This is a genomic window from Paenibacillus sp. FSL L8-0638, assembly GCF_038593075.1.
GTDB classification, from domain to species: Bacteria; Bacillota; Bacilli; order Paenibacillales; family Paenibacillaceae; genus Paenibacillus; species Paenibacillus polymyxa_D.
In genome coordinates this window covers 2293792-2318478 of record NZ_CP151960.1, presented here as the reverse complement: position 1 = coordinate 2318478, position 24687 = coordinate 2293792, and the positions used below count along the sequence as shown (strand labels likewise).

Annotated in this window: 19 protein-coding genes and 2 pseudogenes; 5 read left to right on the top strand and 16 right to left on the bottom strand. The window is 45.0% G+C overall.

Translation table 11 applies throughout. The features are described 5' to 3' along the window. Positions 1–85 precede the first annotated feature (85 nt). A pseudogene (poxB, locus tag MKY35_RS10640) lies at positions 86–1809 on the top strand (ubiquinone-dependent pyruvate dehydrogenase). Positions 1810–1908: 99 nt separating this feature from the next. On the opposite strand, the gene MKY35_RS10635 reads toward poxB, so the two are convergent. From MKY35_RS10635 to uxaC, 3 genes are all read right to left on the bottom strand, one after another. Beyond that, positions 1909–2913, bottom strand: a complete 1005-nt coding sequence (locus MKY35_RS10635; protein ID WP_029519078.1) for a LacI family DNA-binding transcriptional regulator — start codon at positions 2911–2913, stop codon at positions 1909–1911. Positions 2914–3000: 87 nt separating this feature from the next. After that, positions 3001–4401: an MFS transporter gene (locus MKY35_RS10630; protein ID WP_029519077.1), complete on the bottom strand. Its 1401-nt coding sequence runs from the start codon at positions 4399–4401 to the stop codon at positions 3001–3003. Between the two features lie 176 nt (positions 4402–4577). Next, positions 4578–6002, bottom strand: a complete 1425-nt coding sequence (gene uxaC, locus MKY35_RS10625; RefSeq protein ID WP_342446323.1) for a glucuronate isomerase — start codon at positions 6000–6002, stop codon at positions 4578–4580. Between the two features lie 519 nt (positions 6003–6521). Between uxaC and alsS the strand changes: the two genes are divergently transcribed. Together alsS and budA are read left to right on the top strand one after the other, a co-directional pair. Further along, complete coding sequence (gene alsS / locus MKY35_RS10620) at positions 6522–8231, top strand: acetolactate synthase AlsS (protein WP_342446322.1); 1710 nt, start codon at positions 6522–6524, stop codon at positions 8229–8231. 163 nt (positions 8232–8394) lie between these two features. Continuing rightward, complete coding sequence (budA, locus tag MKY35_RS10615; RefSeq protein ID WP_029519072.1) at positions 8395–9141, top strand: acetolactate decarboxylase; 747 nt, start codon at positions 8395–8397, stop codon at positions 9139–9141. Positions 9142–9297: 156 nt separating this feature from the next. On the opposite strand, the gene MKY35_RS10610 is transcribed toward budA, so the two are convergent. From MKY35_RS10610 to MKY35_RS10590, 5 genes and pseudogenes are all read right to left on the bottom strand, one after another. Continuing rightward, positions 9298–9783 (bottom strand): tetratricopeptide repeat protein, encoded by a 486-nt coding sequence (locus tag MKY35_RS10610; RefSeq protein WP_039273453.1) that lies wholly within the window; start codon positions 9781–9783, stop codon positions 9298–9300. 149 nt (positions 9784–9932) lie between these two features. Further along, positions 9933–10913, bottom strand: coding sequence for a S8 family peptidase (locus MKY35_RS10605; protein ID WP_342446321.1), 981 nt, complete (start codon positions 10911–10913; stop codon positions 9933–9935). A gap of 193 nt (positions 10914–11106) precedes the next feature. Beyond that, positions 11107–12501, bottom strand: coding sequence for an MATE family efflux transporter (locus MKY35_RS10600; RefSeq protein ID WP_342446320.1), 1395 nt, complete (start codon positions 12499–12501; stop codon positions 11107–11109). Positions 12502–12578: 77 nt separating this feature from the next. Beyond that, a pseudogene (locus tag MKY35_RS10595) lies at positions 12579–12737 on the bottom strand (metallothiol transferase FosB); the annotation flags it as partial. 432 nt (positions 12738–13169) lie between these two features. After that, complete coding sequence (locus tag MKY35_RS10590; protein WP_342446319.1) at positions 13170–14558, bottom strand: glycoside-pentoside-hexuronide (GPH):cation symporter; 1389 nt, start codon at positions 14556–14558, stop codon at positions 13170–13172. Positions 14559–14876: 318 nt separating this feature from the next. Between MKY35_RS10590 and MKY35_RS10585 the strand changes: the two genes are divergently transcribed. Then, positions 14877–15890, top strand: coding sequence for a LacI family DNA-binding transcriptional regulator (locus tag MKY35_RS10585; protein WP_342446318.1), 1014 nt, complete (start codon positions 14877–14879; stop codon positions 15888–15890). Between the two features lie 563 nt (positions 15891–16453). Here MKY35_RS10585 and MKY35_RS10580 read toward each other — a convergent pair. Together MKY35_RS10580 and murI are read right to left on the bottom strand one after the other, a co-directional pair. After that, positions 16454–17320: an aminoglycoside phosphotransferase family protein gene (locus tag MKY35_RS10580; RefSeq protein ID WP_342446317.1), complete on the bottom strand. Its 867-nt coding sequence runs from the start codon at positions 17318–17320 to the stop codon at positions 16454–16456. Positions 17321–17415: 95 nt separating this feature from the next. Further along, a complete protein-coding gene (murI, locus tag MKY35_RS10575; protein WP_342446316.1) occupies positions 17416–18219 on the bottom strand; it encodes a glutamate racemase in 804 nt (267 codons plus the stop codon). 291 nt (positions 18220–18510) lie between these two features. Here murI and MKY35_RS10570 point away from each other — a divergent pair, with 291 nt between their 5' ends. Beyond that, positions 18511–19137 (top strand): FMN-dependent NADH-azoreductase, encoded by a 627-nt coding sequence (locus tag MKY35_RS10570; protein WP_342446315.1) that lies wholly within the window; start codon positions 18511–18513, stop codon positions 19135–19137. Between the two features lie 140 nt (positions 19138–19277). Here the strand turns inward: MKY35_RS10570 and MKY35_RS10565 are convergent, their stop codons facing one another. The 6 genes from MKY35_RS10565 to MKY35_RS10540 form a co-directional block, all read right to left on the bottom strand. After that, positions 19278–19787 carry a hypothetical protein gene (locus tag MKY35_RS10565; protein WP_342446314.1) on the bottom strand — a complete coding sequence of 170 codons (510 nt, stop codon included), beginning with the start codon at positions 19785–19787 and terminating at the stop codon, positions 19278–19280. A 173-nt stretch (positions 19788–19960) separates the two neighbouring features. Then, positions 19961–20116 carry a hypothetical protein gene (locus MKY35_RS10560; protein ID WP_023988309.1) on the bottom strand — a complete coding sequence of 52 codons (156 nt, stop codon included), beginning with the start codon at positions 20114–20116 and terminating at the stop codon, positions 19961–19963. Positions 20117–20707: 591 nt separating this feature from the next. After that, positions 20708–21793, bottom strand: a complete 1086-nt coding sequence (locus MKY35_RS10555; protein WP_342428803.1) for a lactonase family protein — start codon at positions 21791–21793, stop codon at positions 20708–20710. 69 nt (positions 21794–21862) lie between these two features. Beyond that, positions 21863–22309 (bottom strand): OsmC family protein, encoded by a 447-nt coding sequence (locus MKY35_RS10550; RefSeq protein ID WP_028542408.1) that lies wholly within the window; start codon positions 22307–22309, stop codon positions 21863–21865. 55 nt (positions 22310–22364) lie between these two features. Continuing rightward, complete coding sequence (locus MKY35_RS10545) at positions 22365–23573, bottom strand: MFS transporter (RefSeq protein ID WP_342446313.1); 1209 nt, start codon at positions 23571–23573, stop codon at positions 22365–22367. 380 nt (positions 23574–23953) lie between these two features. Beyond that, a complete protein-coding gene (locus MKY35_RS10540; RefSeq protein ID WP_342446312.1) occupies positions 23954–24628 on the bottom strand; it encodes an SOS response-associated peptidase in 675 nt (224 codons plus the stop codon). Positions 24629–24687 lie beyond the last annotated feature (59 nt).

Sequence of the window (24687 nt, the reverse complement as noted above, 5' to 3'; positions counted from 1 at the left end):
ACCTTGTCCTTATATACAATTCAGAAGAATAGACGCAAGAAGGCACGGGCAGGCTAACACTACTTACTAGGCAGGAGGAACATCTATGAAGACAATTGCAGATACTATTGTACAAGTTTTGGTCAATGCAGGGGTCAAGCGGATTTATGGCATTGTTGGAGATTCTCTAAATAATATGGTGGATCCATTCGCAGCAATGGTCAAATCGAATGGATTCATGTAAGGCACGAAGAAGTGGCTGCCTTTGCAGCCGGAGCGGATGCTGACCTTAGTGGCAGCATTGCTGTATGTGCCGGAAGCAGTGGTCCCGGAAATTTGCATCTGATTAATGGTTTATATGATTGTCACCGCAATCGTGTGCCTGTACTGGCTATTGCCGCTCACATTCCAAGCGACGAAATCGGAAGTGAATATTTTCAAGCGACGCATCCTGAGCATCTTTTCGGAGAATGCAGTCACTTCTGTGAAGTTATTACGACACCGCGTCAAATTCCCAGAACGGTGACCATGGCCATTCAACAGGCAATTTCACGTTCAGGTGTCTCCGTCATTGTTCTTCCCGGTGATGTAGCAGCATTGGGGGCGGAAAAGGTACCCGTCCCTGAACATGTCTACCATCCCACTACACCTGTAGTGCATCCGTCAGCTTCCGAAATTTCCCGACTGGCCGAATATTTGAATCAAGGCAAACGAATTACGCTACTATGCGGCGCCGGCTGTTCACAATCTCATGAATTGCTCATGCAGCTATGTGACAAGTTAAAATCCCCCATGGTATCCGCTCTGCGAGGCAAGGAATATCTGGAGTATGACAACCCTTATTATGCTGGATTAACGGGACTGATCGGGTATTCTTCCGGGTACCATGCGATGATGGATTGTGACGCCCTGCTTATGCTCGGAACAGACTTCCCTTACAGACAATTTTACCCTGAAGATGCGATTGTCCTACAGGTAGATATAGAGCCAGCCCATCTGGGCAGACGTACTCCGTTGACGTATGGTTTATGCGGGGATGTAAAAGCCACGTTGGAAATGCTGCTACCGCATTTAACGTCAGAGCATGATTCCAAGCATCTAGAGAAAACCGTCTCCCACTATACCAAGGTACGCCAGGAGTTGGATGACCTTGCTGTCGGTAAACCAGGTCATACGCCGATCCATCCGCAATATCTCGCCAAGGTCATCAGTGACGCCGCGCAGGAAAATGCTATTTTCACCTGTGATGTCGGTACTCCCACTGTATGGGCGGCGCGTTATTTGCAGATGAACGGTCAGCGCCGGCTTCTCGGCTCGTTCAACCATGGCACGATGGCAAATGCGTTACCACAAGCGATTGGAGCACAGGCCACTGAGCCTGACCGACAAGTGATTGCCCTCTCAGGCGATGGCGGACTCACGATGCTGATGGGCGACCTGCTCACCCTGAAGCAGCATCAGCTGCCTATCAAAGTCATTGTTTTCAATAATGGCGCTCTCGGTTTTGTCGAGCTGGAAATGAAAGCGGCCGGATTTCTGGAAAACGGTACTGAACTGGTGAATCCTGATTTTGGTGCTGTAGCGCAAGCCATGGGACTCAAGGGCATCCGGGTTGAAGATCCGACCATGCTGGAAGATGCCATTCAGCAAGCATTGGCTCATGATGGCCCTGTTGTGGTAGACGTGGTGGTGAACCGCCAGGAGCTATCCATGCCACCCAAAATTAATCTTAAACAAGCAGAAGGATTTACACTGTGGATGATGAAAGCGATGCTAAACGGACGTGGTGACGAGATTGTAGAACTGGCTAAAACCAATCTCTTTCGTTAAATATAGACGAAGCAGAACGCATTTCAGCCTAAAAGGGGCAGAAACCATATATCTAGCATGGTTTCTGCCCCTTTGGCCTGCCTGTTAATCAAACGAAACTTAGTGTGGTCTGCCTGCCGTTGATTTCCGCTTCATGAGCGCGGTCTCCATAAATATAAGCTCGCCCTCATTGGACGGTGACTGAATTCGTTCCAGAATGCAGGCGGCTCCGCGCTCGCTAATCTGCTCAATCGGTCTTTTGACTGTTGTTAACGGTGGAGTCGTATACATTGAGAACCCGATATCGTCAAAACCAATGACAGAGATATCCTCTGGTACCTTCAAGCCGTTTTCGAATACCGCATTCATTGCCCCAATAGCCATATCATCGTTAGAGCAAAATACCGCTGTCGGCGGCTCCTGCAAGGAAAGCAATTGCTTCATTGCCTGGCTACCACTTTCAGTATCATAATGACCTTGCACGATATATTCATGTCGAATGGGCTTACCACTATCAATCAACGCATTCATAAAACCCTCGCGGCGTTGCTGGGTAGACTTGAAGCCTTCTACCCCTTCGATGATCGCAATGCGTTCATGCCCACTTTCAACGAGAAAGGAGACCGCTTCATAGGACCCTTCTTTATCATTAGAAATCACGTTTACAATCCCCGCCCCGGACACCTGCCGATTCAGAACAACAAGCGGAATGCCTTGACCGAGCACATGATAAATAAAAGGGTTGTCCGCCTCGCTCTGGCTCATCAGAATGATACCATCAAAACGCTTGCGGTGTATGGCCGAAAAATCAGCGTAATCGTCAATTCCTCGCACAAACAGATTGTAATCTACCCCAATGACATGATTAACACCGCGGATGGTATCGGCAAAAAAACTGGAGCTGGTGCCTTCTGAAATGCTGGTGAAAAACAGGCCAATCGTATGCGAGCGCTGGAGAACCAGGCTTTTGGCATTAAAATTTGGAATGTAATTGAGTTGCTCTGCCAACTCCATAATTTTGCGTTTCGTATCTTCTTTAATCAGCGGGCTGTTATTGAGCGCCCGGGAAACGGTTGTATGGGAAACATTAGCCAATTTGGCAATGTCTTTAATGGTAGCTGCCATATACGTATCCTTTCCTTAGTGAGGCTCTAAAAAAATTATATACCCACCATACCACAGGAGCCGCCCGGAAAAGAAGACTTTCACAAATTATACGCGGTTGTCCGCATGTCGACGCTGTAATTCTTGAACCATTTCTGCATGTCTGCTGTCCGTCAGCTTATACATTTTACCGATGACCAGCATGGCTAAAGCCAGGGCAACAGCCGGATAGAGACAAAGTAATGCTTTGATCCCAAGCAGCGTTCCAGAGGACTGAACCACATTCGGAACATACCCGATGAGCGCTAGTCCAATACCCGATAGAAAGCCAGACAAGGATTGAGCCAACTTACGTGAAAAGTTAAATAACGAGTAAGTAATCCCTTCCTTACGCTCCCCGGATGACCATTCGCCATAATCAATAATATCGGACACGAATGCCCAGGTCACCCCGTTAGGAATACTAATACCAATGAACGAAATACTGGCCAGGATTGTGAAAATGTATACATTTGAAGGCATAAAAAAGTTAATGGAGTCGGCAATGACACTAACCAGCATCCCCAGTATGGCTGTTTTTCGTTTACCGAAACGCCGTACCAGCTTGGGCAGGAACAATACACCCAGTAGCGACGAACCGATAATAATAAAATTCATATAAGCCATTAACTCTACGTGCCCCAAGTTATATTCGGCAAAATAGATCAGCAGAGCGGACTTAATATTGTACGCGGATATAGTGAAAATCGTCATCAAAACGAGCACCAGCAAAGGCTTGTTATTCGTAAAAGTATGCACAATAACGCCTATAGATAGCTTCTCTTTTGGCCCGGACTGGCTAATAATACGTTCTTTCGTTCCTCGGTAACATATGATGAAAGCGATCACACCAATGAGTGACATAATCCCCATCACAACCGGATAGCCAACATGGTGGTTAGGAAATAGTAAAATAAGCGGCATGACAACGACACTGGTGACGAATAATGCGCCCAGCGATCCCGCCTGACGGAAAGATGACAATGAAGCACGCTGATGAGTATCCTGTGTAATAGCGGCACCTAGCGAGCCGTATGGAATATTTACAATAGAGTAGCCGATCCCCCAGATCATATAGGACGCATAGGCGTAAATGAGTTTTCCTGTGGGTGAAATATTCGGCGATATAAAGGTTAGAACCGTAAGAATTGCAAGGATAACGCTTCCAACAATAAGAAAAGGTCTAAATTTTCCACGTGTACCGATATGTTTGCGATAATCAACAAAGGACCCGACAATGGGATCACAGACGGCGGCAAATAGCTTGCTGACCAAGAAAATGCCTGCGGCGGCTCCTGCAGAAACCCCTGCTACATCTGTAAAAAATTTCAGCAAATACAACTGCCCCAAATCAAACATGAATCCGTTTCCAAAGTCACCCATACCATACGAAATCTTTTCTTTCAGGCTAATATGCTCGCCTGTCTTGTTGTCAGTTTGGACGTTCTCCTGCACGATAGGCACTCCCATACCTACACACTCCTCTATGTTTGTAATTAATTTCACATAATTAGTTCAGGATTTTTGCAAAATCCTCAGTTGATAACTATTTTATTTTTAATTGCTCTTACCGGGAGTTTTGAAACAAGCTCCCGGCAAGAGCCCTTTCTTATGAAGTTAGTGAGTCCTCGCCTTAGGGCGTAGTTTCACTTACTATGAACAACCGTTGGGAAATTAAAATATTGCTCGGCGTTGTTGTAGCAAATGTTTTGTACCATGGCTCCGAGCAGCTCCAGATCCTCAGGCGCCTTACCCTCCTGAACCCACGTTCCAATTAAGTCACAGAGTATACGGCGGAAATATTCATGGCGTGTGTAGGAGAGGAAGCTGCGGGAATCCGTCAGCATACCAATAAAGCGGGACAGCACCCCGTAGTTAGCCAGCAACTTCATCTGCTCCTGCATACCTTCGATATGGTCGTTATACCACCATGCCGTGCCAAACTGGATTTTCCCCACATTTCCACCGGATTGGAAACAACCCGCGAGACTTGCCAGTACTGGATAATCAACCGAATTAAGCGAATACAAAATGGTTCTCGGTAATCCTCCTGCCAGCTCCTGTGCGTCCAGCAATGCCGCCAATGGACGAGCGATAGAGCCATCATTTACGGCATCGTAGCCTGTATCCGGTCCCAATTGACGGAACATAGCAGTGTTGTTGTTACGCAGCGCGTGGATGTGGTATTGCATAGCCCAGCCATGTTCTGCATACTGTTTGCCAAGGAAAACCAGAACGTACGATTTATATTTCGCCTCCTCTAAAGGAGTCACATGGCCTTCCTCCAGCGCCTTATTGAATATGGCTGCAGCTTCCTCCCGTGTCGTTTCTTCATAGACTACAGTATCCAGCGCATGATCAGATACTCGGCCTCCGGCAGCATGGAAATGGCGCACCCGGCTCGCCAGCGCATTCAAAAATCCTTCCAGGCCAGAAACATCCAGTCCGCTGACTTCACCCAACCGAGCCACCCAAGGCCGGAAAGTTTCGCGATTTATCTCCAAAGCCTTGTCGGGACGGAAGCTTGGCAACACTGCGACTGGGAAATCGGTCAGCTTGCTGATTTGTTTGTGGTATTCGAGATGGTCTGTCGGATCATCCGTGGTGCACACCACAGTTACCTTCGAGTTCACAATCAGATCACGTGCGCCAAAGCCTTTTCCCTGCAGCTTTTGGTTTACCTTTTCCCAGATCACTGGTGCGTTCTGTTCATTCAGCAGCTCAAAGACACCAAAAAAGCGTTGAAGCTCCAAATGCGTCCAATGGTACAGCGGATTGCCGATTAGTGTAGGTACGGTTTTGGCCCAAGCCATAAACTTGTCATAATCTTCGCCATCCCCCGTAATCAGGCGTTCCTCAACCCCATTGGCCCGCATAAGTCTCCACTTGTAATGATCTCCGTACAACCAAGCTTCCGTAATATTCTTGAACGCTTTATTTTCATAAATTTCTTGTGGACTTAAATGACAATGATAGTCAATAATCGGCATATCCTTGGCGTACTGATGATACAAGATTTCAGCCGTTGGATTGCTCAACAAAAAGTTTTCGTCTAAAAACGCTTTAGTCATTACTTTCTCATCCCTTCTATAATCGTGTTTCTCAACAAATTGTTAACGTTAACAAAAATTCTTGTACTGTACTCGTTTTTCAATAATAGCATTCTCCACCACATAGCAGATCTCGTGATTAGGCAAGATGATATAGCTGTAATACGATACCTGCACATCATTTCAAGCCGGATTACTTCACTTTAAATTTAATGTTTACGTTAACAACAATTACATTGTAACCGCTATCCTTTGTAGACGAAAGTGATTTTTATCATGTGAGCGAATAAAAAAAATGGCCTACTGCCATTTGGAGCAGATCTGTTCTATATTTTCCCGATAGCTGATACCAAAAGAAAATTCTACAATTTTTAATTTTCCCCGATAAATCAAACTTTGAAAACGTTTTATGTGTTTTTCTCTTTTTTTCAGAAAATTTCTTTCTTGAAAATACCAGTTATTGCATTATAATTGTAATATACATCCATTGTTTTACATTGAAAGTATTTCATTGGTTTATTTCAAAGATGAAAAGAAGAGGTGGTAGCATTGAGTACCAAAGTTCAAGCTGTTCAAACTAAAACTAAAACCAAATCCGATACAAAAGGAGCCGACCTTGTTGTCGATTGTTTGATCAAGCAAGGGGTTACGCATATTTTTGGCATTCCAGGTGCCAAGATCGATTCTGTTTTTGATGTTCTTCAAGATCGGGGTCCAGAATTGATCATATGCCGTCATGAACAAAATGCCGCCTTTATGGCAGCAGCGGTCGGTCGTTTAACAGGTAAACCGGGCGTATGCATTGTTACTTCCGGTCCAGGCGCGTCTAACTTGGCGACAGGACTCGTCACCGCTAATGCAGAGAGTGATCCTGTCGTCGCCATTGCTGGTGCAGTCCCAAGATCAGAACGCCTGAAACGCACGCATCAATCTATGGATAACGCCGGACTTTTCGAACCCATCACCAAGTACAGTGTAGAAGTAGAACATCCTGATAGTGTACCGGAAGCAATTACTAATGCATTTCGGATTGCGACCTCAGCCCAGCCTGGAGCCACATTTGTCAGTCTGCCGCAGGACGTGTTGACTTCGTCATCCGAAGTAACCGCCATTGAGAAGGTTTTCCTTCCCCAGCTTGGAACTGCACCCGCCGAGCTCATCAAACAAGTTGCAGGCCAAATCAAAAAAGCCAAGCTGCCCGTACTCCTTCTCGGTATGAAAGCCAGCACACCCGAAGCTACAGCAGCCATCCGTGCACTGATTCGAAACACGGATTTGCCTGTGGTTGAAACCTTTCAGGCCGCTGGAGCCATTTCCCGGGAGCTGGAAAGCCACTATTTTGGGAGAGTCGGTCTGTTCCATAATCAGCCGGGTGACATGCTTCTTGGAGCGGCAGATCTGGTACTGACGATTGGCTATGATCCTATTGAATATGATCCAAAAAACTGGAATATTCCTGCGAACCGAACCCTTATTCATCTGGATGATCATCAAGCAGATATTGATCATGATTATCAACCTGATCACGAGCTTATCGGGAATATAGCCCTGATTGTGAGTGGCCTTGCAGAAGAATTGCCTACCTTAAAGCTACCTAAAGCCTCCTGCGACCAATTAAATCGTCTTCGTCATGATCTAAACGAGCAAGAAGCTGTTCCTGTACACAGTCACGATTATCTGATTCATCCATTACAATTTATTCGTACACTGCGCAGCCTGATCGACGATAATGTCACTGTCACCTGTGATGTTGGTTCACACTACATTTGGATGGCACGATATTTCCGTTCGTATGAACCGCGGCGCCTTCTATTCAGCAACGGAATGCAGACGTTGGGCGTAGCACTGCCTTGGGGGATTGCTGCCACACTCGTCAACCCCGGTCAAAAAGTCGTTTCTATTTCTGGAGACGGAGGATTTCTGTTTTCATCCATGGAGCTCGAAACCGCTGTACGTCTTAACTCTCCGCTAGTGCATATCGTATGGAGAGATGGTACCTATGACATGGTCGCATTTCAACAACAGATTAAATATGGCAGAACTTCCGGTGTAAAATTTGGAGATGTTGATGTAGTGAAATATGCTGAAAGCTTCGGGGCCACCGGATTACGCGTGCACTCTCCTGAAGAACTGGAAAGTGTATTGCAGCAGGCACTTCATACGGATGGTCCTGTGGTTGTTGATATCCCGATTAATTATCAAGATAATATCCAGTTGGGACGTAAACTGCTGCCAAATCAATTAAACTAACCTTTACCAAGACTTACTCGTGACGGTTTCGTGACAATTATGGAGCAAAACGTTATTTTTTATGATTTTTTTGAGTTATTCTCGTTATTTACTGAAAATTTACGTTTATTATTGAAAAAGAAAGAAAATAAATGCATACAATTACAAAAGGAAGTGTATTACCATGACCGTTGCAGGACTGGAAACCAAGCAAGAAACTGACCATGATATTTACCAAACGTCCACTATGCTCGCTCTATTAGATGGTCTTTATGACGGAGTTGTTGCCTTTGAGGAGTTGCAAAAGCACGGGGATTTTGGGATTGGTACCTTTGATCAACTGAATGGCGAGATGATCGCGTTCGATGGTGAATTCTATCACTTGCTTCCAGACGGTACGGCCCATCGCGTAAAACCGGAAGAAACCACACCTTTTTCCACCGTCACCTTTTTCCATGAAGATTTCACATATACTATTGACCGTCCCATGCATCGTGAAGAGCTGGAAGCTCTGCTGTTAAAGTTGTTTCCAAGCCGTAATCTGTTCTATGCCTTCCGTATGGATGGCACTTTTCGTGAAGTAAAGACACGTACCGTCCCTCACCAGGTGAAGCCTTACAAACCTTTTATCGAAGCGACCAAATCTCAGCCTACGTTCTCTTTTAACGACGCTTCTGGGGTGATTACAGGTTTTTGGACACCTGCCTATGCTCAAGGTATTGGGGTAGCCGGATTTCATCTGCATTTTATTAACGATGAACGCACTGGGGGTGGGCATGTCTTTGATTTTATCGTCGAAAAGTGCACCATCCGCATTTGTCAGAAATCCAATCTGCACCTGGTCCTGCCCGATACTCCGGATTACTTGAAGGCCAACCTGTCCAGAGAAAACCTGGAGAAGGAAATCGCCGTTACTGAAGGTGCGCAGTAATCGCAGCTATTTAACTCATCAATTTACAGACCCTATAGCCAAACAATAAACAGCAAAAGATCACAGTCAGGAAAGAGAATTACTGCTCTCTGACTGTGATCTTTTTATGTACGAGCGTATATATACATTACTGCTTATGCTCTCACTCCGGTCCACCTATGTCTCGATCTGATCCAGTTTATCTGCATAATATTGAATGGCACGTGAGTACTCCTGTGTAGATAAATCCGAGGTCGTCTCAGCCACCTCCATTAGTAGCTCCTGCATGGCTTTCCCGAATTCCCCCAGATTATATAATACCATCGCGTAAAATACCCGAAACGGTCTGTAATCCGGAAATTCGTCCATTCCTGTGTCCAACCATGCTTTCGCCTTGGCATAATCCCCCAATACACGATATGTACTGCTTAATCCCAGGATGGCTCCTTTCCTTGATTCTGCGGATAATGCCATACCCAGGCTTTTTTCATAATAGGGTACTGCTTCCCTCTCTAAGCCCAATGAATCATGTGTCCAAGCGGTCTGATACCATAATTCTGCATCATTTTGCTGCTGTTCTAATGCCTTCAAAAGAAGTTTTCGTGCTTCCTCTGCTTGCCCTGTTCGTCTAAGCTCGCCAGCTTGCGCCATGATATCGTTCATATTAATCCTCCACTTCTGACTCATGCCTATCTTTGAGATATATGTTACCCGACATTTGAATGCAATGTAAATGGAGTTTTTCCTAAGATTTAAAATCCAAAAAAACGACCCTCCCTTTAGGAGAGCCGCTATATATCCGAAGTTACGGTTTATTTAACCTTCAATGATCCTGCAGTTAGTATTCCTACTACACGCTGTGCGTCGAAAATACGCGAGAGCTCCTCCACTGCCGTCAAGTACAATAGACCGTTGCCTTCCAGCTTAGGAGAATTGCCAAGTGGAATCGTGCGTTTGATGAGTTGTGCATATAATTCCGGTTCGGTGAGATCACGCTCAAAGCTCGCACTTGCCAGCTGCTTAATCAACGCCAATGCACCTGCTACGTGCGGAGTAGCCATCGAAGTTCCGCTAAAAGTCGCATATTTGCCGCCCGGAACGGTGGACAAAATATCTTCTCCGGGTGCAACCAAATCCACCTCATTATTAGAATTACTGAATTCTGAGGCGTGCCTGTCAAAATTGATAGCGCCTACGCTAATCACTTCATTATAGCAGCCGGGGTAGCCGAGCTCGTCCGTTCTGTCGTCACCGTCTCCCTCATTTCCAGCTGCACAGATGACCAAGATTTGGCTAGCTACAGCCTTTTTTACTGCTTCATGCAGCTCTGGCACATCTTCAGGACCGCCAAGTGACATCGATATGATATCTGCCTTTTGCTCAATCGCATAATAGATGCCTTGAATAATCCAGTCATATTGACCGGAGCCCTGCTTGTTTAGCACTTTGATGATGAGCAGGTCTGCCTCTGGAGCAACACCCACGACACCATCCGCATTTTCTGCTGCCGCAATGGTTCCTGCCACATGCGTGCCATGACCGTTATAATCCTTGAAAATTTCCGGATCACCTTGATCATCATCCGTGAAATTCCGTCCGCCAATAATGCGCGCCTTCAAATCAGGATGGTCCGAATCACAGCCCGTGTCCAGCACCGCCACCTTCACGCCTTGGCCTCGAGTCTGGTTCCATACCGCAGGAGCCTGAATCAGCTCTACACCTCGCGGTATTTCATTCACTTGTTGCTCCTGCTTGATCACTTGGTAAGGAATGATATGCACTTTACGTTCCATCCTATTCCCTCCTTCATGGATTCAATCGGAAACCACCCGTCTTTGAAACTTTGAAAACCTCTACTACATTCGAGGTTACTATATTCTAGCAATTTTTGAAAACTTTGAACATCCCCATTTTGCTTATTTTTGTAAAAAAACAGACATCCCCCAATTCGCTTGGAGAATGTCTGTTGTAGGTTCTCTATCAGCCTTAGACGGATTCCGCCTGAAGTTCAGCCTTGGATAACAGCGATTTGTGCTGCCATTTCCGGCCCTTCCAGCGTAAATAGTGGAAAATGCCTCGTACCCACTCATCGCAGGCATGTGCAATCCACACACCCAGCACTCCATATCCCATATGAATGCCCAGCACATATGCTAACGGGATTTTAATCCCCCACATTGAAATTATGGCCATCATTAACGGGAACCGAACATCTCCCGCTGCTCGCAAGGAGTTAATGACAACATGATTAAACACTCGGCCCGGCTCCAGCAATATACAGAAAAGCAAAATCGCTGCCCCTAATTGAATGATCGCCGGCTCATCTGTAAAGATCGCCATCACTTCATATCGGAAAAAGGATACTACCACGATTACAGCAATCGTAATGATCAAAGACCATTTCAGGCTCCGTAAAAGTTGATGATAGGCTTTTTCCTTGTCTCCTGCTCCAATCAGGCGGGCAACAATAATTTCCGTCCCCTCCCCTACAGCCATTCCAAATACCATAAAAAAGTACACAATTGTATTCGAATAAAAATGGGTTGCGATTGCCGTTGTACCCATAAAGCTGACAAACCGGGTCACCATCATTTGGCTAAGCTGATAAGACAACCATTCCAGCCCGGCAGGAATACCAATCTTCAGAATGGCTACCAGCTTACTCCATTGTAGCTGTACATAATACCGGATGCGGATCGGCGCACTTACACGCTTGTACAGCAGTAGAAAAATCCAGACACATGCTACAACACGGCTAATAACCGTTGAAATCGCTGCTCCCGCCACTCCCATCTGCGGCAGACCAAACCAGCCATAAATGAGCAATGCATTTCCTACAATATGTAAAATATTCATACCAATGCCCACGATCATCGTATCTTTGGTAAAACCATGCGATCGAATAACCGGACCTGCGGTTAGCATGAGCGCTTCCAGAAACAGCGAACCCCCTGCCAGCATCATATAAATCTCTGCATTTTCCTTAATCGTCGGGGTAATATGGTAAAAGGATAGCAAAAAATCCCGACTGACAATAAACATCAAGCTCAATGCCAGACCAAACACCAGATTAAAGGTTAGTGCCGAAGCCGTAACACGGCTTGCATCGACATGCTTTTGCGCCCCCAATAGCTGAGCAATGATCACACCTACACCAAGACCAAGCAGATTGAAAAGTATAATCGTAAATTCAATCAACTGTCTGGACACACCCACAGCCGATACAACCTCATCAGAAACATGGCTTAGCATGAACGTATCCACGCTACCCATCAAAATGTGAAACAACATCTCTATAAAGATCGGCCAAGTGATTGCAAAAACCGTCATCGTTTTAACGACTTGCGCTTGCTTGGAAGCGTTTTCCTGAGACAGTGACATCCTTTCGTATTCCTCCTAAATGCGAACCCAATCATTACTTACTTATTACTTATATCATTTATATCGATAACAATTACTCATTCAAAAAAAGTCATATGCTTTTTCATTTTATAATATTCCAGGCGGTCCCGCAATTGTCCTGTGTGGAATTCATACTTATGTCCGTCTGGATCTGTAAAATAGACTGACCTTTTGTCCTGTTCATTCCGTTCTCGTCCGGGCAAAATGATGACATTAAAAGTTCTCAGCTTGATAAGCGTGGTATTCAACATGATTCGATTGTCCATTGCAGAACGTCCTTCTTGTGGTTTTCGTTCAGGTAGACCTCGTTAAAATAATAATTTCTTATCAAAAAAAGACTATAACATCATCAAGATTGATGTATAGTCCTTTTTTTAAAACTGGTCAAGAAAAAAACATCTTGGTTTTCATAGTTAAAATTCTAGACTACCGCTCTTTAATTCAGCTAACGTTTCCTAAGCCTAAAGTAGGGGCTTCTCAGACATTGAGCTTCATAAACTTAGTTGACCTACCTTGTAGTTCTGATAAATATGAGATTCAAAGAATAGAAACTGAAAAGGAAGTAAAGAATTCAGGAAGAATTTTAGTGGATAATGGTTTGAATACGGCTTCTTTCCACCATTTCTTCTCCATTTGCTTTCCTCTCCTTATTTAGCGTTTTTTAAGAATTCAAGCTCTTTGACAATACCGGGAAATAATTTATCTAGGTTGTAAAATGCCAGCAATACAATTTGCAGGGCAGCCAAGATAATTGGAACGTAGATAAACATGAAATGAATAGACGCTAGCGCTGTGGCACTGATTGTAGCTTGTCCACCAGCATATCCTCCCAATGCCAGTCCCCAACCGATGAGTGCCGCTCCGAAACCGCCTCCCGCTTTTGTGCCGAAACTACCCGCACTGTACACCAGTCCTTCGGTGCGCATCCCTGTCTTCCATTCGCCATACTCAATGGTATCTGACAACATGGCAAAGAAGGTTCCGAGAATAGCGGCATGTCCAAGCGCTTTAATAACGAGTCCCAGGCAGACCGCCATAAGACTTGCGGGACTGACGGCAATAACAAGCGATCCCACAATCAGGAGGATACTTCCGATAATGGATGAATTTCGTTTCCCGATCCGCTTGACGACGGGAGGCAATAACAAATAACCAAGCAGGGAAGGAAGGAGTAAGGATATGCCGAGCACCCCAATCAGATTGGCGTCTTTTAACACATAACGTGCGTAGTAAATATTCATACCTGTGCCCAGTGAGTTATTTATGAAATAGACCACAGCAAACCCAAGAATCAATTTCCAATACTTATTACGCATCAGCGCTCCAAAAGCACGTCCAAACGGAATTGGCTTCTGTACAACAGATGGAGTAACCCTTTCCTTGGTACTGAAAAAGGTAACGAGAAATAAGAAGGTTCCGAGCAAACCAAACAGAATAAAGGTGAAAATCCACCCCTTTTGACCGCCGCCGAACGACTTCACTAACGGAAGGGTGAAATAATTAATTAACAAGGCACCAATATTCGCCAGAGACATACGAAAAATATTAAGAAGAGAGCGCTGGTAAGAATCCTGCGTTATCATGGAATTAAGCACACCATAAGGGACATTAATGCTGGAATAGATAATGTTCATCAGCAGATAGGTAACGTAAATGTATAGAATAGTGATCGTCATATTTCCACTTGGAACCGTGAACAAGAGAATTCCAGACAACGCAAATGGCCCGGACATCCACAGTAACCAAGGACGGGCTTTCCCGTGTCTGCTCTTCGTTTTATCGATCAAAGCCCCAATCGCGACATCAATAAACGCATCCAGTACACGCGCAACTAGCATTAAAGTACCAATGACCCCGGCGCTGATCCCGATTACATCTGTGTAAAAGTAGGACAGAAAAGTCATTGCGGCGGCAAACAGCAACTGGCTGGCAAAATCACCGAATCCATAACCCATCTTTTCTTTCAGCGTAATATTTGAACCGGTTTGCTTTGAAGCCTCATTTCCCATTACAACAATATCGCTCGAACTTCTCATGCTCATGCTCCTTTTCCCTTGTTATTCTCTACAATCCCAAGCCATAAGGAAAACGTTTTCTTGATAATCAAAAAAACAAGCCGAAATACCTTGAATTCAGCTAGTTATTTGGTAAAAACAATCATTTATGTCCAGAAAATACTAGAAAACGTTTTCCGGAGTTGATTATACTCCCCCTATAAACCAAGGTCAAGCGCTTTCTTTGCTCTGGAATCTTTGTTAAACTCAATAAACAATTCAATAAACTGATATAATAAATTCAATTCACTTTGAGAACCTTTTTCTAAATAAATACTTGCTTGAAAGTCGGTGTGTACAATGAAAATGACTATAAAAGATGTGGCTCGAATGGCCAATGTCTCCATTTCAACGGTTTCCAGAGTGATCAATAACAGCCAGACGGTGAACAGTGAAATACGCAAACGAGTTCTAGATGTCCTTGAAGCCACTCAATTCCGTCCAAATGCCATAGCACGGACACTGGTAAAGAATAATACATCTCTGATTGGAGTACTTCTGCCCGAGATTAAAAACAATGTCTTTGATAACATGGTTGAAGGCATCAATCAAGTAGCGCATCTATACGGCTTCGATGTCATAATCGCCTTGTCAGGGGGGGACGCGGACTCTGAAATACACTATTACAATATGTTCCGTGAAATGCAGGCGAGCGGAATTATCATATCGGTAGACGGAATTCGGGATGCGCTATACGCGCTCATTGAAGCGGCGGGAATTCCCTGCATCCTTGTCGGACGGGATTTTCGAGACAAATCCATTCCTTCCGTACATGTTGACAACATAACGGCTGCTTTTGAAGCGGTAACTTATCTAATTCAGCAGGGACATCAGGATATCGCGATGCTGCGGGGAGCTGCGGGAGATATTTCAGTGGGCAGTCAGCGTTTTTTGGGCTATGAACAGGCATTGAAGGCCGCTCACCTGCCAGTACGTCCTGAACGTGTGTTGGAAAGCGGCTTTTCAGTTGAAGACGGCGTAACCTCTATGAGAAAACTTTATCATTCAGGCCCATTGCCCAGTGCGGTGTTCTGCGCGACGGACCGAATTGCCATAGGCGCTATGAACTTTCTGGCCGAGAATGGGGTGAAAATACCTGAACAGGTCTCTTTCTTGGGATTTGACGACATTGATATGGCTACAATAATCCGGCCTAAATTGTCAACTGTCCGATATTCAGCATCCGAACTGGGCATGGTCGCCGCCCGCAATCTCATTAAGCTTATTAAAGGAGAGGAATTGGCGGCTGTCCACTGGTCCATATCGCATCAGTTAGAAATTCGGGACAGCAGTGTAAAACATGGGATATCCTAATCTTTGCATGTTCCTACGCGGTTGCTGGAAGTGCTTGACCCGCTGGGATGGATTTTGTCAGCTCCGACGCTGAATAATGGAAACGTTCTCTTACAAAGTTTTTCCCAAAAGGGCATGATTGGCGATACGCAGAAACATGGTAAAAACAATTATTTTTTCCCTTGTTCTTGGGTCCATCTATTTTCTGATATATTATATCGGGAGTTACTACATTCCCATGATTATAATAATAATTATATGGGGGGGCTGTTTTTACCGGCGGTCTGATTGTAAGTCAAACTTGGTTAACTTCGGAGGCCTCAGAAGCACCTGAATTTGCTAATAGCTTGTTTGTATTCTTTGCAAATTTAGGTGTCACGATTGGCACCACCTTAGGCGGATGGTTTCTATCACAGATGGGAACACACCTGATTACCTGGAGTGGAGTATTATTTCTGTGCTTGCATCTATCTGCATTGGGTTAAAAATCAAGTTTTTTGATATTCTCTAGTACTTTTTGATAAAATGTATCGATTTCTCCAAATCTGGTACCGAAAAGAAAATATGATTCCATCCTTGTATACTCATATTCCCTCTTCCTTACAGCGAATCCTGTTAAGCCAATAGGTCCACGCTTCTGTATATTGATCGAGATCTTCCGGATGATGACGAATGCAGGTAGCTATACGAAAGTATAGTCCCAGTAACACTTCCCTGTTTAGCTCGTATTCCCCTGTCATCTCCGGCTCAAGCTTCTCTAAGGAAGGCAAAATGGTATCGATGGTCAGCCTATCTGGTGAAGAACAAAAGGCGTATATCAGATCATATAGGGGTTCTCCCACCACGGGATCAGGATCAATAATACCCGTCAATGTGCCATTTTCGTTAAACACAAAATTATGTACTCCACAGTCGCCATGAAGCAAATATTTAATATTCCGTTGCGGCGATCCAGCCACAAGGGTATGAACGAAACGATGATCCTCACGGGGTAAAATGTCTTGTATGATCTTTCCAGATTCCTTCGTTCTGTGCAGCAGAAAATCTTTCCATTCCACAAACGGGTGGTCCGGATAACCATAATGACGTTCCTCACCAAAAGGCTTATAGTGCGAGATCACCTCCGTCGCCAGATGAAGCAACAAATCGCTTTTGTTTCGTCCATGACACTGTATGAGCCCTGACCTGAACGTGTATACCAAATAACGGTGCAACGGATCTACATAAACCAAACGCGATAGTTTCTCAATCTGTACATAGGTATGTAAAAACTCCGCCTCGGCTTTTACAATCGCAGGATCATTTTGCTTAATCACATATCGAGGCCTGGTACCATCCATGACAACAACCACTTCGCTCGAAGTACCGCCGGTCAGCGGTTTGAGATTTTGCATATGGCCTTCAAGCACGCCTGCTGCATAAAGCTCATTCAGGATGAGTTGAACGTCCATTTCACGCCTCCCTCCGTGCGTCTGATCCACAATGCGGCTGGCGATTTGGATAATTTCATTAAGATAATCCCACACGTTCGCCAGCCGCTCTTCTTTTAAAAATAAATCTTTTCATGCTCCGTATATATTTCAAGCGCCCGCTCCATCTTACGCACATAGGCCTCATCCTGACTAGAACATAGAAATGTAATGTGTCCCGCCTGCGATGGACTGGATTTTGGCGAAGGTTCCAGCAAATTACGCTCAGACAACACCTGTTTCAACCGTCTAACTGTTCCCTGGCTCCCGTCAATTAACTGAATATGAGAAGGCAGTAGTTCCCTTAGAATTTCCTTATAAAAAGGATAATGAGTACATCCCAATACCACCGTACCATATATGTCGAGATTGAACGAAGACAGCTCACGGTTAAAATATTCGGACATTTCTGCCCGGTCAAAATTCAACTGTTCGCAATAATGTACTAGCTCCGGCAGAGGTAGTGAGTCCACGCTCCCATGATCGTCAACTCTGGATACCAGTGCTGCATAACAAGATTGTTTCAACGTCAATGGTGTGGCTAACACCAGAACTCTTTTACCATTAGCCCGGTTCATCTCGACCGCTGGCTTCACAGCTGGCTCCATACCAATAATCGGAATAGGATATTCCTTCCTTAGCTCCGCAACCGCGATACTTGTAGCCGTATTACAGGCAATCACCAGTGCCTTAACATCTTCTTTTAGAATCGTTTGCACTGAAGCCTTGACATAACCAAGCACCTCTTGGGGTGTTTTCGTCCCGTAAGGCACATGAAGGGTATCCGCCATGTATACAAAATTTTCGTTTGGCAAACGTCTTAGTGCCTCGGACAATACTGTAATTCCACCCAATCCTGAATCAAAAAAACCTATCTTCAAGCTACTCACCTTTTTTCATTCAACTATGGTGCCAAATCTTGCTGGCACCATGTTCATTTCCTTCTTCGCCTACTTAAACTATTCTCTTCATTAGACTTTACATTTAAATTTTACCGCAAAACTGATATTTTGCAAAAGAAACACTTAAATTTTACAGTGTAAAAAATAAAGTAGCTTTTCAAAGTAAATTTAATATAAAAGCGTTGACAGATATTATCTTTATATTGTAATATTACGTGGTAACTTACTAACTTAACTTACTTATTCAACTTACTTAGGGGGAAATAAATTATGTCTAAAGTATTATTTGTCAAAGCTAATGATCGTACAGCTGAAGAATCTGCAACAGTTAAATTGTATAATGCATTCGTGGAAAGCTACAAATCTTCCCACCCATCTGATGAAATCACTGAACTGGACCTGTTCTCCGTCGAGCTTCCTTATTTGAACGCTAACATGATCAACGGCACGTTCAAATCCGCTAGAGGCATGGAGCTGAACGCAGAAGAAGCTCGCCTGGCAAACATCGCTAATGGCTACCTGGATCAATTCCTGGCAGCAGACAAAGTCGTATTTGCTTTCCCGCTCTGGAACATGACGATTCCAGCTGTACTGCATACGTACATTGACTACCTGAACCAAGCTGGTAAAACATTCAAATACACTGCTGAGGGTCCTGTGGGTCTCGTAACTGAAACTAAAGTAGCCCTGTTGAATGCAAGAGGCGACGTTTATTCCGAAGGACCAGCTGCTGCAGCTGAAATGTCTTTGAACTTCATGAGCAACATCTTATCCTTCTTCGGAGTGAAAGACATCGTGAAGGTTGTACTGGAAGGACATAACCAAGCTCCAGACCAAGCACAAGAAATCGTTGCTTCTGCTGTACAACGTGCAGTAGACACAGCAAAATCGTTCTAATCATATATTATGAAGAGAAGAGGATATCCGCGCCCTATATGGGCTGGATATCCTCTTCTTTGTTACAAAATATAAAAACACGTGCTCCCCTGATCTGTAATCAAGTGAAAGCACGTGTTTGTGATAAGATTACTTCTATTTTAAGGAATAAATTGCTGCACGATTTTTACAACTTTACCGTCACGAAGCGTAACATGGTATGGAAATTGACTGAGGTCCAGAACGTCCTTTTTTGCAAAATCTTTCTCAAACTGTGCCAGCGGAATCGATTCGTTCCATTGCACGTCTGTATCTTCTATGTTACCCGTGTGATCATAAATCTGCACCTCTACAGAAGCATCTGGTGCAACCTGATACACGTCATTTTGTACGGAATTGTTTACGATGTAGTAGCCATCCGGCGCTCCATCCAATCCTGTATTTCCTTCATGCTCCACAAATGCTTTGTCTGCCGCCGCGCCTTCATACCATTCAATCGGGTCTGCCGACAAATAAATTTGTCCGTCACGAATCTCCATTTGGTTTATATATATGGTCTCCTGATTTTCAGCAGTTGCGACAGGCGTGTAGCCTTGGGCTGTTGCCCCTGCCGTCGTAATCAGCATCATCATTAAAGCCAATACAGTCCATTTCGAAGCTAGTTTCATCATGTCTGATCTCTCCTTGCCGTTTGGGTATGTACACGGTGTCTGTAAGCTTCATTACCCTTGTGTACTTATCATAAACGTTGCACGGTTAAAAAGTGTATCAGATACATAAAAAAGAAGTTACGATTTTTTAAGACTTGGTCTTAAAACTTGATAACATGTCCTATTTATCTTTGCTATCTTAACAACCCGACCTGACGTGCCTGTTCTTCGGTGAGAATAAACTCTTCATTTTGCCATACTTCGTCCTCTTTGGTTACAGCAAACATCCCCATGATCTCTGTCCATATTCCTTTGTCGACGGCTTCCTTTTGTGTAATGATAATTTTCATGAGAATTCCTCCTCCTGTAGAAATGAATGCAATCCAACGCTGTCGATTTGTGTGGCCCACTACGCGAACAGATGGTAGGTCAAATATAATACTTTTATTTAAAGCCTCTACCTCTTATATGGAACTCACAATGCTTGTCCTAGATTTACATTATCGGAGTGCTTGAGGGCTTCTTGTCCCGCTTATAACATATGTACCCTTTTCCTACCGATATTATTCGTATCTTATTTGTAACCTTAAAATTTTAGTTTATTTTCGTAGTTAGTGACTTCTTTAGAAATGACTAAGCCCTAAAATAAAAACGGCTGTAGGTTATCCTACAAGCCGTTTTTCACTAACAATTTTTCTATGCTTGGTTAATCTATTAGTACCATCAACATATACATATTCAATGGCTGTCAAAGCATTAAAGCAGCGGAGAGAACGGAATCGTTCTGAAGAAGCGGAGCGTTCGCCTTTGCCCCTGGATTTCTACCCTTGAACATACAAACAAGAAATCTGGGGGCAACAGCGATCGGAAGAATGATCCGTTCTCGTAGCGTTCACAAGTCGCATACCGTTACTTAGTTACCCCTAATGTTTTCCTAATTTTTATACAGAAAAGTAAAAAGGCTGTACGCATACTGGCTTGGACACGGTTACTTGTTGCCCGGTGTAGGTTAAGCGTCCACTTGCCTTGTCCACTTTGAACGTAACGATGTTATTGGTGTCGCGGTTGGCCACGAGCATATGGTCACCATTTGGAGTCAAAGCAAAATGGCGTGGATGCTCTCCTTCGGCAGATACATGCTCCACCAAGCTCAGCTTGCCAGTTGCTCCGTCTACAGCGTATACCACAATGCTGTCATGCCCGCGGTTGGAACCGTACAGATAAGCTCCATCCTCCGAAATTGCAACTTCAGCAGTTGTGTTTTCACCTGTAAAGTCAGACGGCAATGTCGGTACGCTCTCAAGCTCAGTGAGCTTACCAGCCTCTGCATCATATGCAAAAGAAGTAATGGAAGAATCCACTTCGTTAATGACAAAAGCAAATTTACCATTTGGGTGGAACGTCAAATGACGTGGACCTGCACCTGCATGGGTTTTCGTTTCACCATGAAGCACCAGTTGTCCTTTGCTGTCATCAATGGTATAAACACGGATCAGATCCAGACCGAGATCTTGTACGAACAGGAAGCGACCATCTGGACTAAAGAAACTGGAATGTGGATGTGGACGATCCTGACGTTCAGGGTGCGCTCCTTTGCCCTCGTGCTGTTTAACATCCAGCAACTCACCAATACGTCCGTCCTCAGTCAGAGACACCAGTCCCACCATACCTCCGTGGTAGCTGACTACAATAAGGTAACGATCAGATGGATCACGCTGAATGTGGCAAGTTGTTGCACCCACGTTTTCCGCACGATTCAGCAATGTAAATGTTCCTTTAACTGGATCAATTTCGAAAGCAGAAGCTTCGCCTACTTTTGCTCCTGCAGCAGAAGTCGTCTCCCCAATGGAATACAGCTTCCGATTTTTGACGTCCACATTCAGGAATGTAGGATTTTTCAAGCCGGAGAACTCATCCTGTAGTGTAAGTGCTCCTGTCTGTTCATTAAAAGTATACGAATAAACTCCGTTACCTTCCAATTCGGCGTAAGAGCCTGCGAATACGAGCAATTTTTGTTGCGCTGTCATGGTTGTGTCCTCCTTGGATTAAAAAAATGATGGGCAATTAGAATGATTGCTCCTGTTACAGATATCGCTTTAAGAGGCGCGCTCCACCACGGGCTCTGTGGACAACGTCACATTTCCCGCTACAGCACGCGAGATCATGCATGAGGTTTCTGCCTGCTCTGCCAGTCGCAATGCTTGTTCGATCTGCGATTCTGTCGCATCGGCGGCCAATTGAACTTGCGGACGATGCACAATTCGGCGATATGTAAAAATATTGTTCGTTACATCGACAATCCCTTCGGATTCCAGCGCCAGTGACGCCACCGGGAGACTCGCGCGCTCCATCATCGCCGCCAAAGTAATCAAATAGCAGGTAGCGGCGGCACCGAGCAGCATTTCATCTGGATTGGTGCCCACACCAGGGCCTCCCATCTCGGCCGGGATCGAAATTGCAGTCCGCAACTGTCCAGCCTCAATACGACCGTCACTGTTGCGCCCCCCGTTCCAGTCTGCCTTGAGCAGAAAGGTATGCTCCATTTCAGGTCACTCCTCTCTCTTATATTATGAATCTTCACACAGGTGAATGTAAAGGTTAGTCAATCTCCTGATTTTTGGTTTCCGTACCCAGCAACCATACAGCCGCTGCTCCGATCAAGATAGCTACGAAGAAAATCACAAAGATAGATGGTAACGCTACGCCCTGTCCTACGAGTATACCGACTGCAAAAGGCCCGATAACGCCTCCAATACGACCAAACGCAGCCGCCATACCCACACCGGTTGAACGGACGGCTGTCGGGTACAATTCTGGTGTATAGGCGTACATGGCTCCCCATGCACCGAGATTAAAAAAGGACAAGCAGATACCAGCAGCTAGCAGCATTCCCGCCGTTTCCGAGGTGCCAAACCAAATGGCAGACACGGCTGTGAGCAGCAAGTAGATGATCAGTACGAATTTGCGGCCCAGCTTTTCAATTAGATAGGCGGCGGTAAAGTAACCTGGGAGTTGGGCAAGCGTCATGATCAGCACATATTCAAAGCTTTTAACCAGTTCGAAGCCTTTCATAAACATAATGCTCGGTAACCACAGGAACATGCCGTAGTATGAAAATACAACTGTGAACCATAAAATCCACAGCATCAGCGTAGACTTGCGATTAGGTCCCGACCAAATCGAAGCCAATCGTGCACGCAGCGGAAGTTTAACGCTTTGCAGCTTGTAACGCGGTGAATCATCAATAGCTCTACGCAGATAAAGAGCGTACAGCGCAGGTACTGCGCCGAGAATAAATGCCATTTGCCAACCATACTTTGGAATAACAAAATAAGCAATAAGAGCCGAAAGGATCCAGCCTGCCGCCCAGAAGCTTTCCAGCAGCACAACCGCTCTCCCTCGTTCTTTCACAGGCACTGATTCTGACACCAGCGTCGAAGCAACCGGCAATTCCCCGCCCAAGCCTGCACCAGCAATAAAACGCAGCACCAGCAGCATTCCGAGGCCTGTCGCCAAAGCTGATAAGCCGCTGGCAATAGAAAAGATCAACAATGTCCACACTAATATGGCGCGTCTGCCGTAACGATCAGCCAAAATCCCCGCCAAAGCGGCTCCGAACACCATACCTATCGAATTCATTGCAGTCAGCAGTCCAATTTGCTCAGATCCCAGATGCCACTCCTTTGCCAACGCTGCGACTATAAATGAAAGCAGCCCCACATCCATAGCATCAAACAGCCAGCTAAGCCCTGCGCTGAACAGCAATTTTCTTTTTTTGGCTGGTGGTAATGAAGTTAAGTCACTCATGATTCGCTCTCCCTTAAAAATATATCGTATGTAGACGTATATTCAGGTGTCTTGTCACCTGTAGCCTAGCATCTATTGTACCGTAAGCTTCCTTAATCTGCGAGCTTTTTAACACAGAAAAAAACGGAAGATTGCCTACGGCAATTCTCCCGCCTTCTGGAACCTGCCACTTACCGGTTTTGGACCAGACCGATGATCGTCACCATGAGCACCAGCAGCTGGATGAGTGTATCGTTACTCATTCCAATCGCCTCCATCCCATATGAGATACTCCTTCGGCCGTTTCCCCTCTCCCCGGATCATGACGCTTGTTCCCCAATACATACCTATGCAGGTGGCGGGAAGCTTATGATCAATAATGGATGAAAATCTCCATACGTTTAAGGTTTAATCCAGGACCACTGCAAATCCATTTCCTGAATACATTCACGGTTATCATGTTCATCATTGGCCACCAGCGGGGTCACTGGATAGATGTTCATGTCGCCTTGCTCATACGTGCGCAATAGAGGCAGCAGCTCATCTATGTTCTGGACAGACGGATCCAGCCATGAATCTATATGATCAGCTTCCAAAATAGCTGGCATGCGGGTATCGAATTCACGTATATCCGTATTAGCATGAACTGTCATCATCGTACAGGTGCGTAAAGGCTCCTTACGACTATCATGCCATACTTCATATAGCCCCGCGACCGCAAACATCTTCTGTTCCGGCAGTACCACCCTTACAGCACACATGCGTTTGCCTAATTTTCGCCAATAATAAAATCCATTGCATGGAATGATACAGCGTCGGGTTTCCGCCATCTTGCGATAACTCGGATTTACCCGAACCGTATTTAAGTCTGCATTGACACAATCCTTGCCCCAGTAGGGAATAAATCCCCAACGAAATTCATCAAGTACCCGCTCTCCATCCTGATGCAGCACAATTGGAACATGCTGAGTAGGACTCATGTTATAGCGTGTTTTGTAATAATACATCACCCGTTGTATACCAAAGTGATTCCTTACCTCATCTAAATCAGCCGATAACGAAAACCTTTTGCACATATGCTATTCACCCTTCCGCCTTTTTCACCTATTGTGCGGATATACAAGGAAAAATATGC

What these genes read in the sequence shown, in the direction of transcription:
- MKY35_RS10610 (WP_039273453.1), bottom strand. Translation starts at nt 9,783, where the DNA reads ATGAACGATATCATGGCGCAAGCTGGCGAGCTTAGACGAACAGGGCAA.
- budA (WP_029519072.1), top strand. Translation starts at nt 8,395, where the DNA reads ATGACCGTTGCAGGACTGGAAACCAAGCAAGAAACTGACCATGATATT.
- MKY35_RS10580 (WP_342446317.1), bottom strand. Translation starts at nt 17,320, where the DNA reads ATGGACGTTCAACTCATCCTGAATGAGCTTTATGCAGCAGGCGTGCTT.
- MKY35_RS10545 (WP_342446313.1), bottom strand. Translation starts at nt 23,573, where the DNA reads ATGAGTGACTTAACTTCATTACCACCAGCCAAAAAAAGAAAATTGCTG.
- MKY35_RS10570 (WP_342446315.1), top strand. Translation starts at nt 18,511, where the DNA reads ATGTCTAAAGTATTATTTGTCAAAGCTAATGATCGTACAGCTGAAGAA.
- MKY35_RS10550 (WP_028542408.1), bottom strand. Translation starts at nt 22,309, where the DNA reads ATGGAGCATACCTTTCTGCTCAAGGCAGACTGGAACGGGGGGCGCAAC.
- MKY35_RS10560 (WP_023988309.1), bottom strand. Translation starts at nt 20,116, where the DNA reads ATGAAAATTATCATTACACAAAAGGAAGCCGTCGACAAAGGAATATGG.
- MKY35_RS10540 (WP_342446312.1), bottom strand. Translation starts at nt 24,628, where the DNA reads ATGTGCAAAAGGTTTTCGTTATCGGCTGATTTAGATGAGGTAAGGAAT.
- MKY35_RS10600 (WP_342446320.1), bottom strand. Translation starts at nt 12,501, where the DNA reads ATGTCACTGTCTCAGGAAAACGCTTCCAAGCAAGCGCAAGTCGTTAAA.
- MKY35_RS10635 (WP_029519078.1), bottom strand. Translation starts at nt 2,913, where the DNA reads ATGGCAGCTACCATTAAAGACATTGCCAAATTGGCTAATGTTTCCCAT.
- MKY35_RS10590 (WP_342446319.1), bottom strand. Translation starts at nt 14,558, where the DNA reads ATGAGAAGTTCGAGCGATATTGTTGTAATGGGAAATGAGGCTTCAAAG.
- MKY35_RS10585 (WP_342446318.1), top strand. Translation starts at nt 14,877, where the DNA reads ATGAAAATGACTATAAAAGATGTGGCTCGAATGGCCAATGTCTCCATT.
- MKY35_RS10565 (WP_342446314.1), bottom strand. Translation starts at nt 19,787, where the DNA reads ATGATGAAACTAGCTTCGAAATGGACTGTATTGGCTTTAATGATGATG.
- MKY35_RS10605 (WP_342446321.1), bottom strand. Translation starts at nt 10,913, where the DNA reads ATGGAACGTAAAGTGCATATCATTCCTTACCAAGTGATCAAGCAGGAG.
- MKY35_RS10555 (WP_342428803.1), bottom strand. Translation starts at nt 21,793, where the DNA reads ATGACAGCGCAACAAAAATTGCTCGTATTCGCAGGCTCTTACGCCGAA.
- uxaC (WP_342446323.1), bottom strand. Translation starts at nt 6,002, where the DNA reads ATGACTAAAGCGTTTTTAGACGAAAACTTTTTGTTGAGCAATCCAACG.
- MKY35_RS10630 (WP_029519077.1), bottom strand. Translation starts at nt 4,401, where the DNA reads ATGGGAGTGCCTATCGTGCAGGAGAACGTCCAAACTGACAACAAGACA.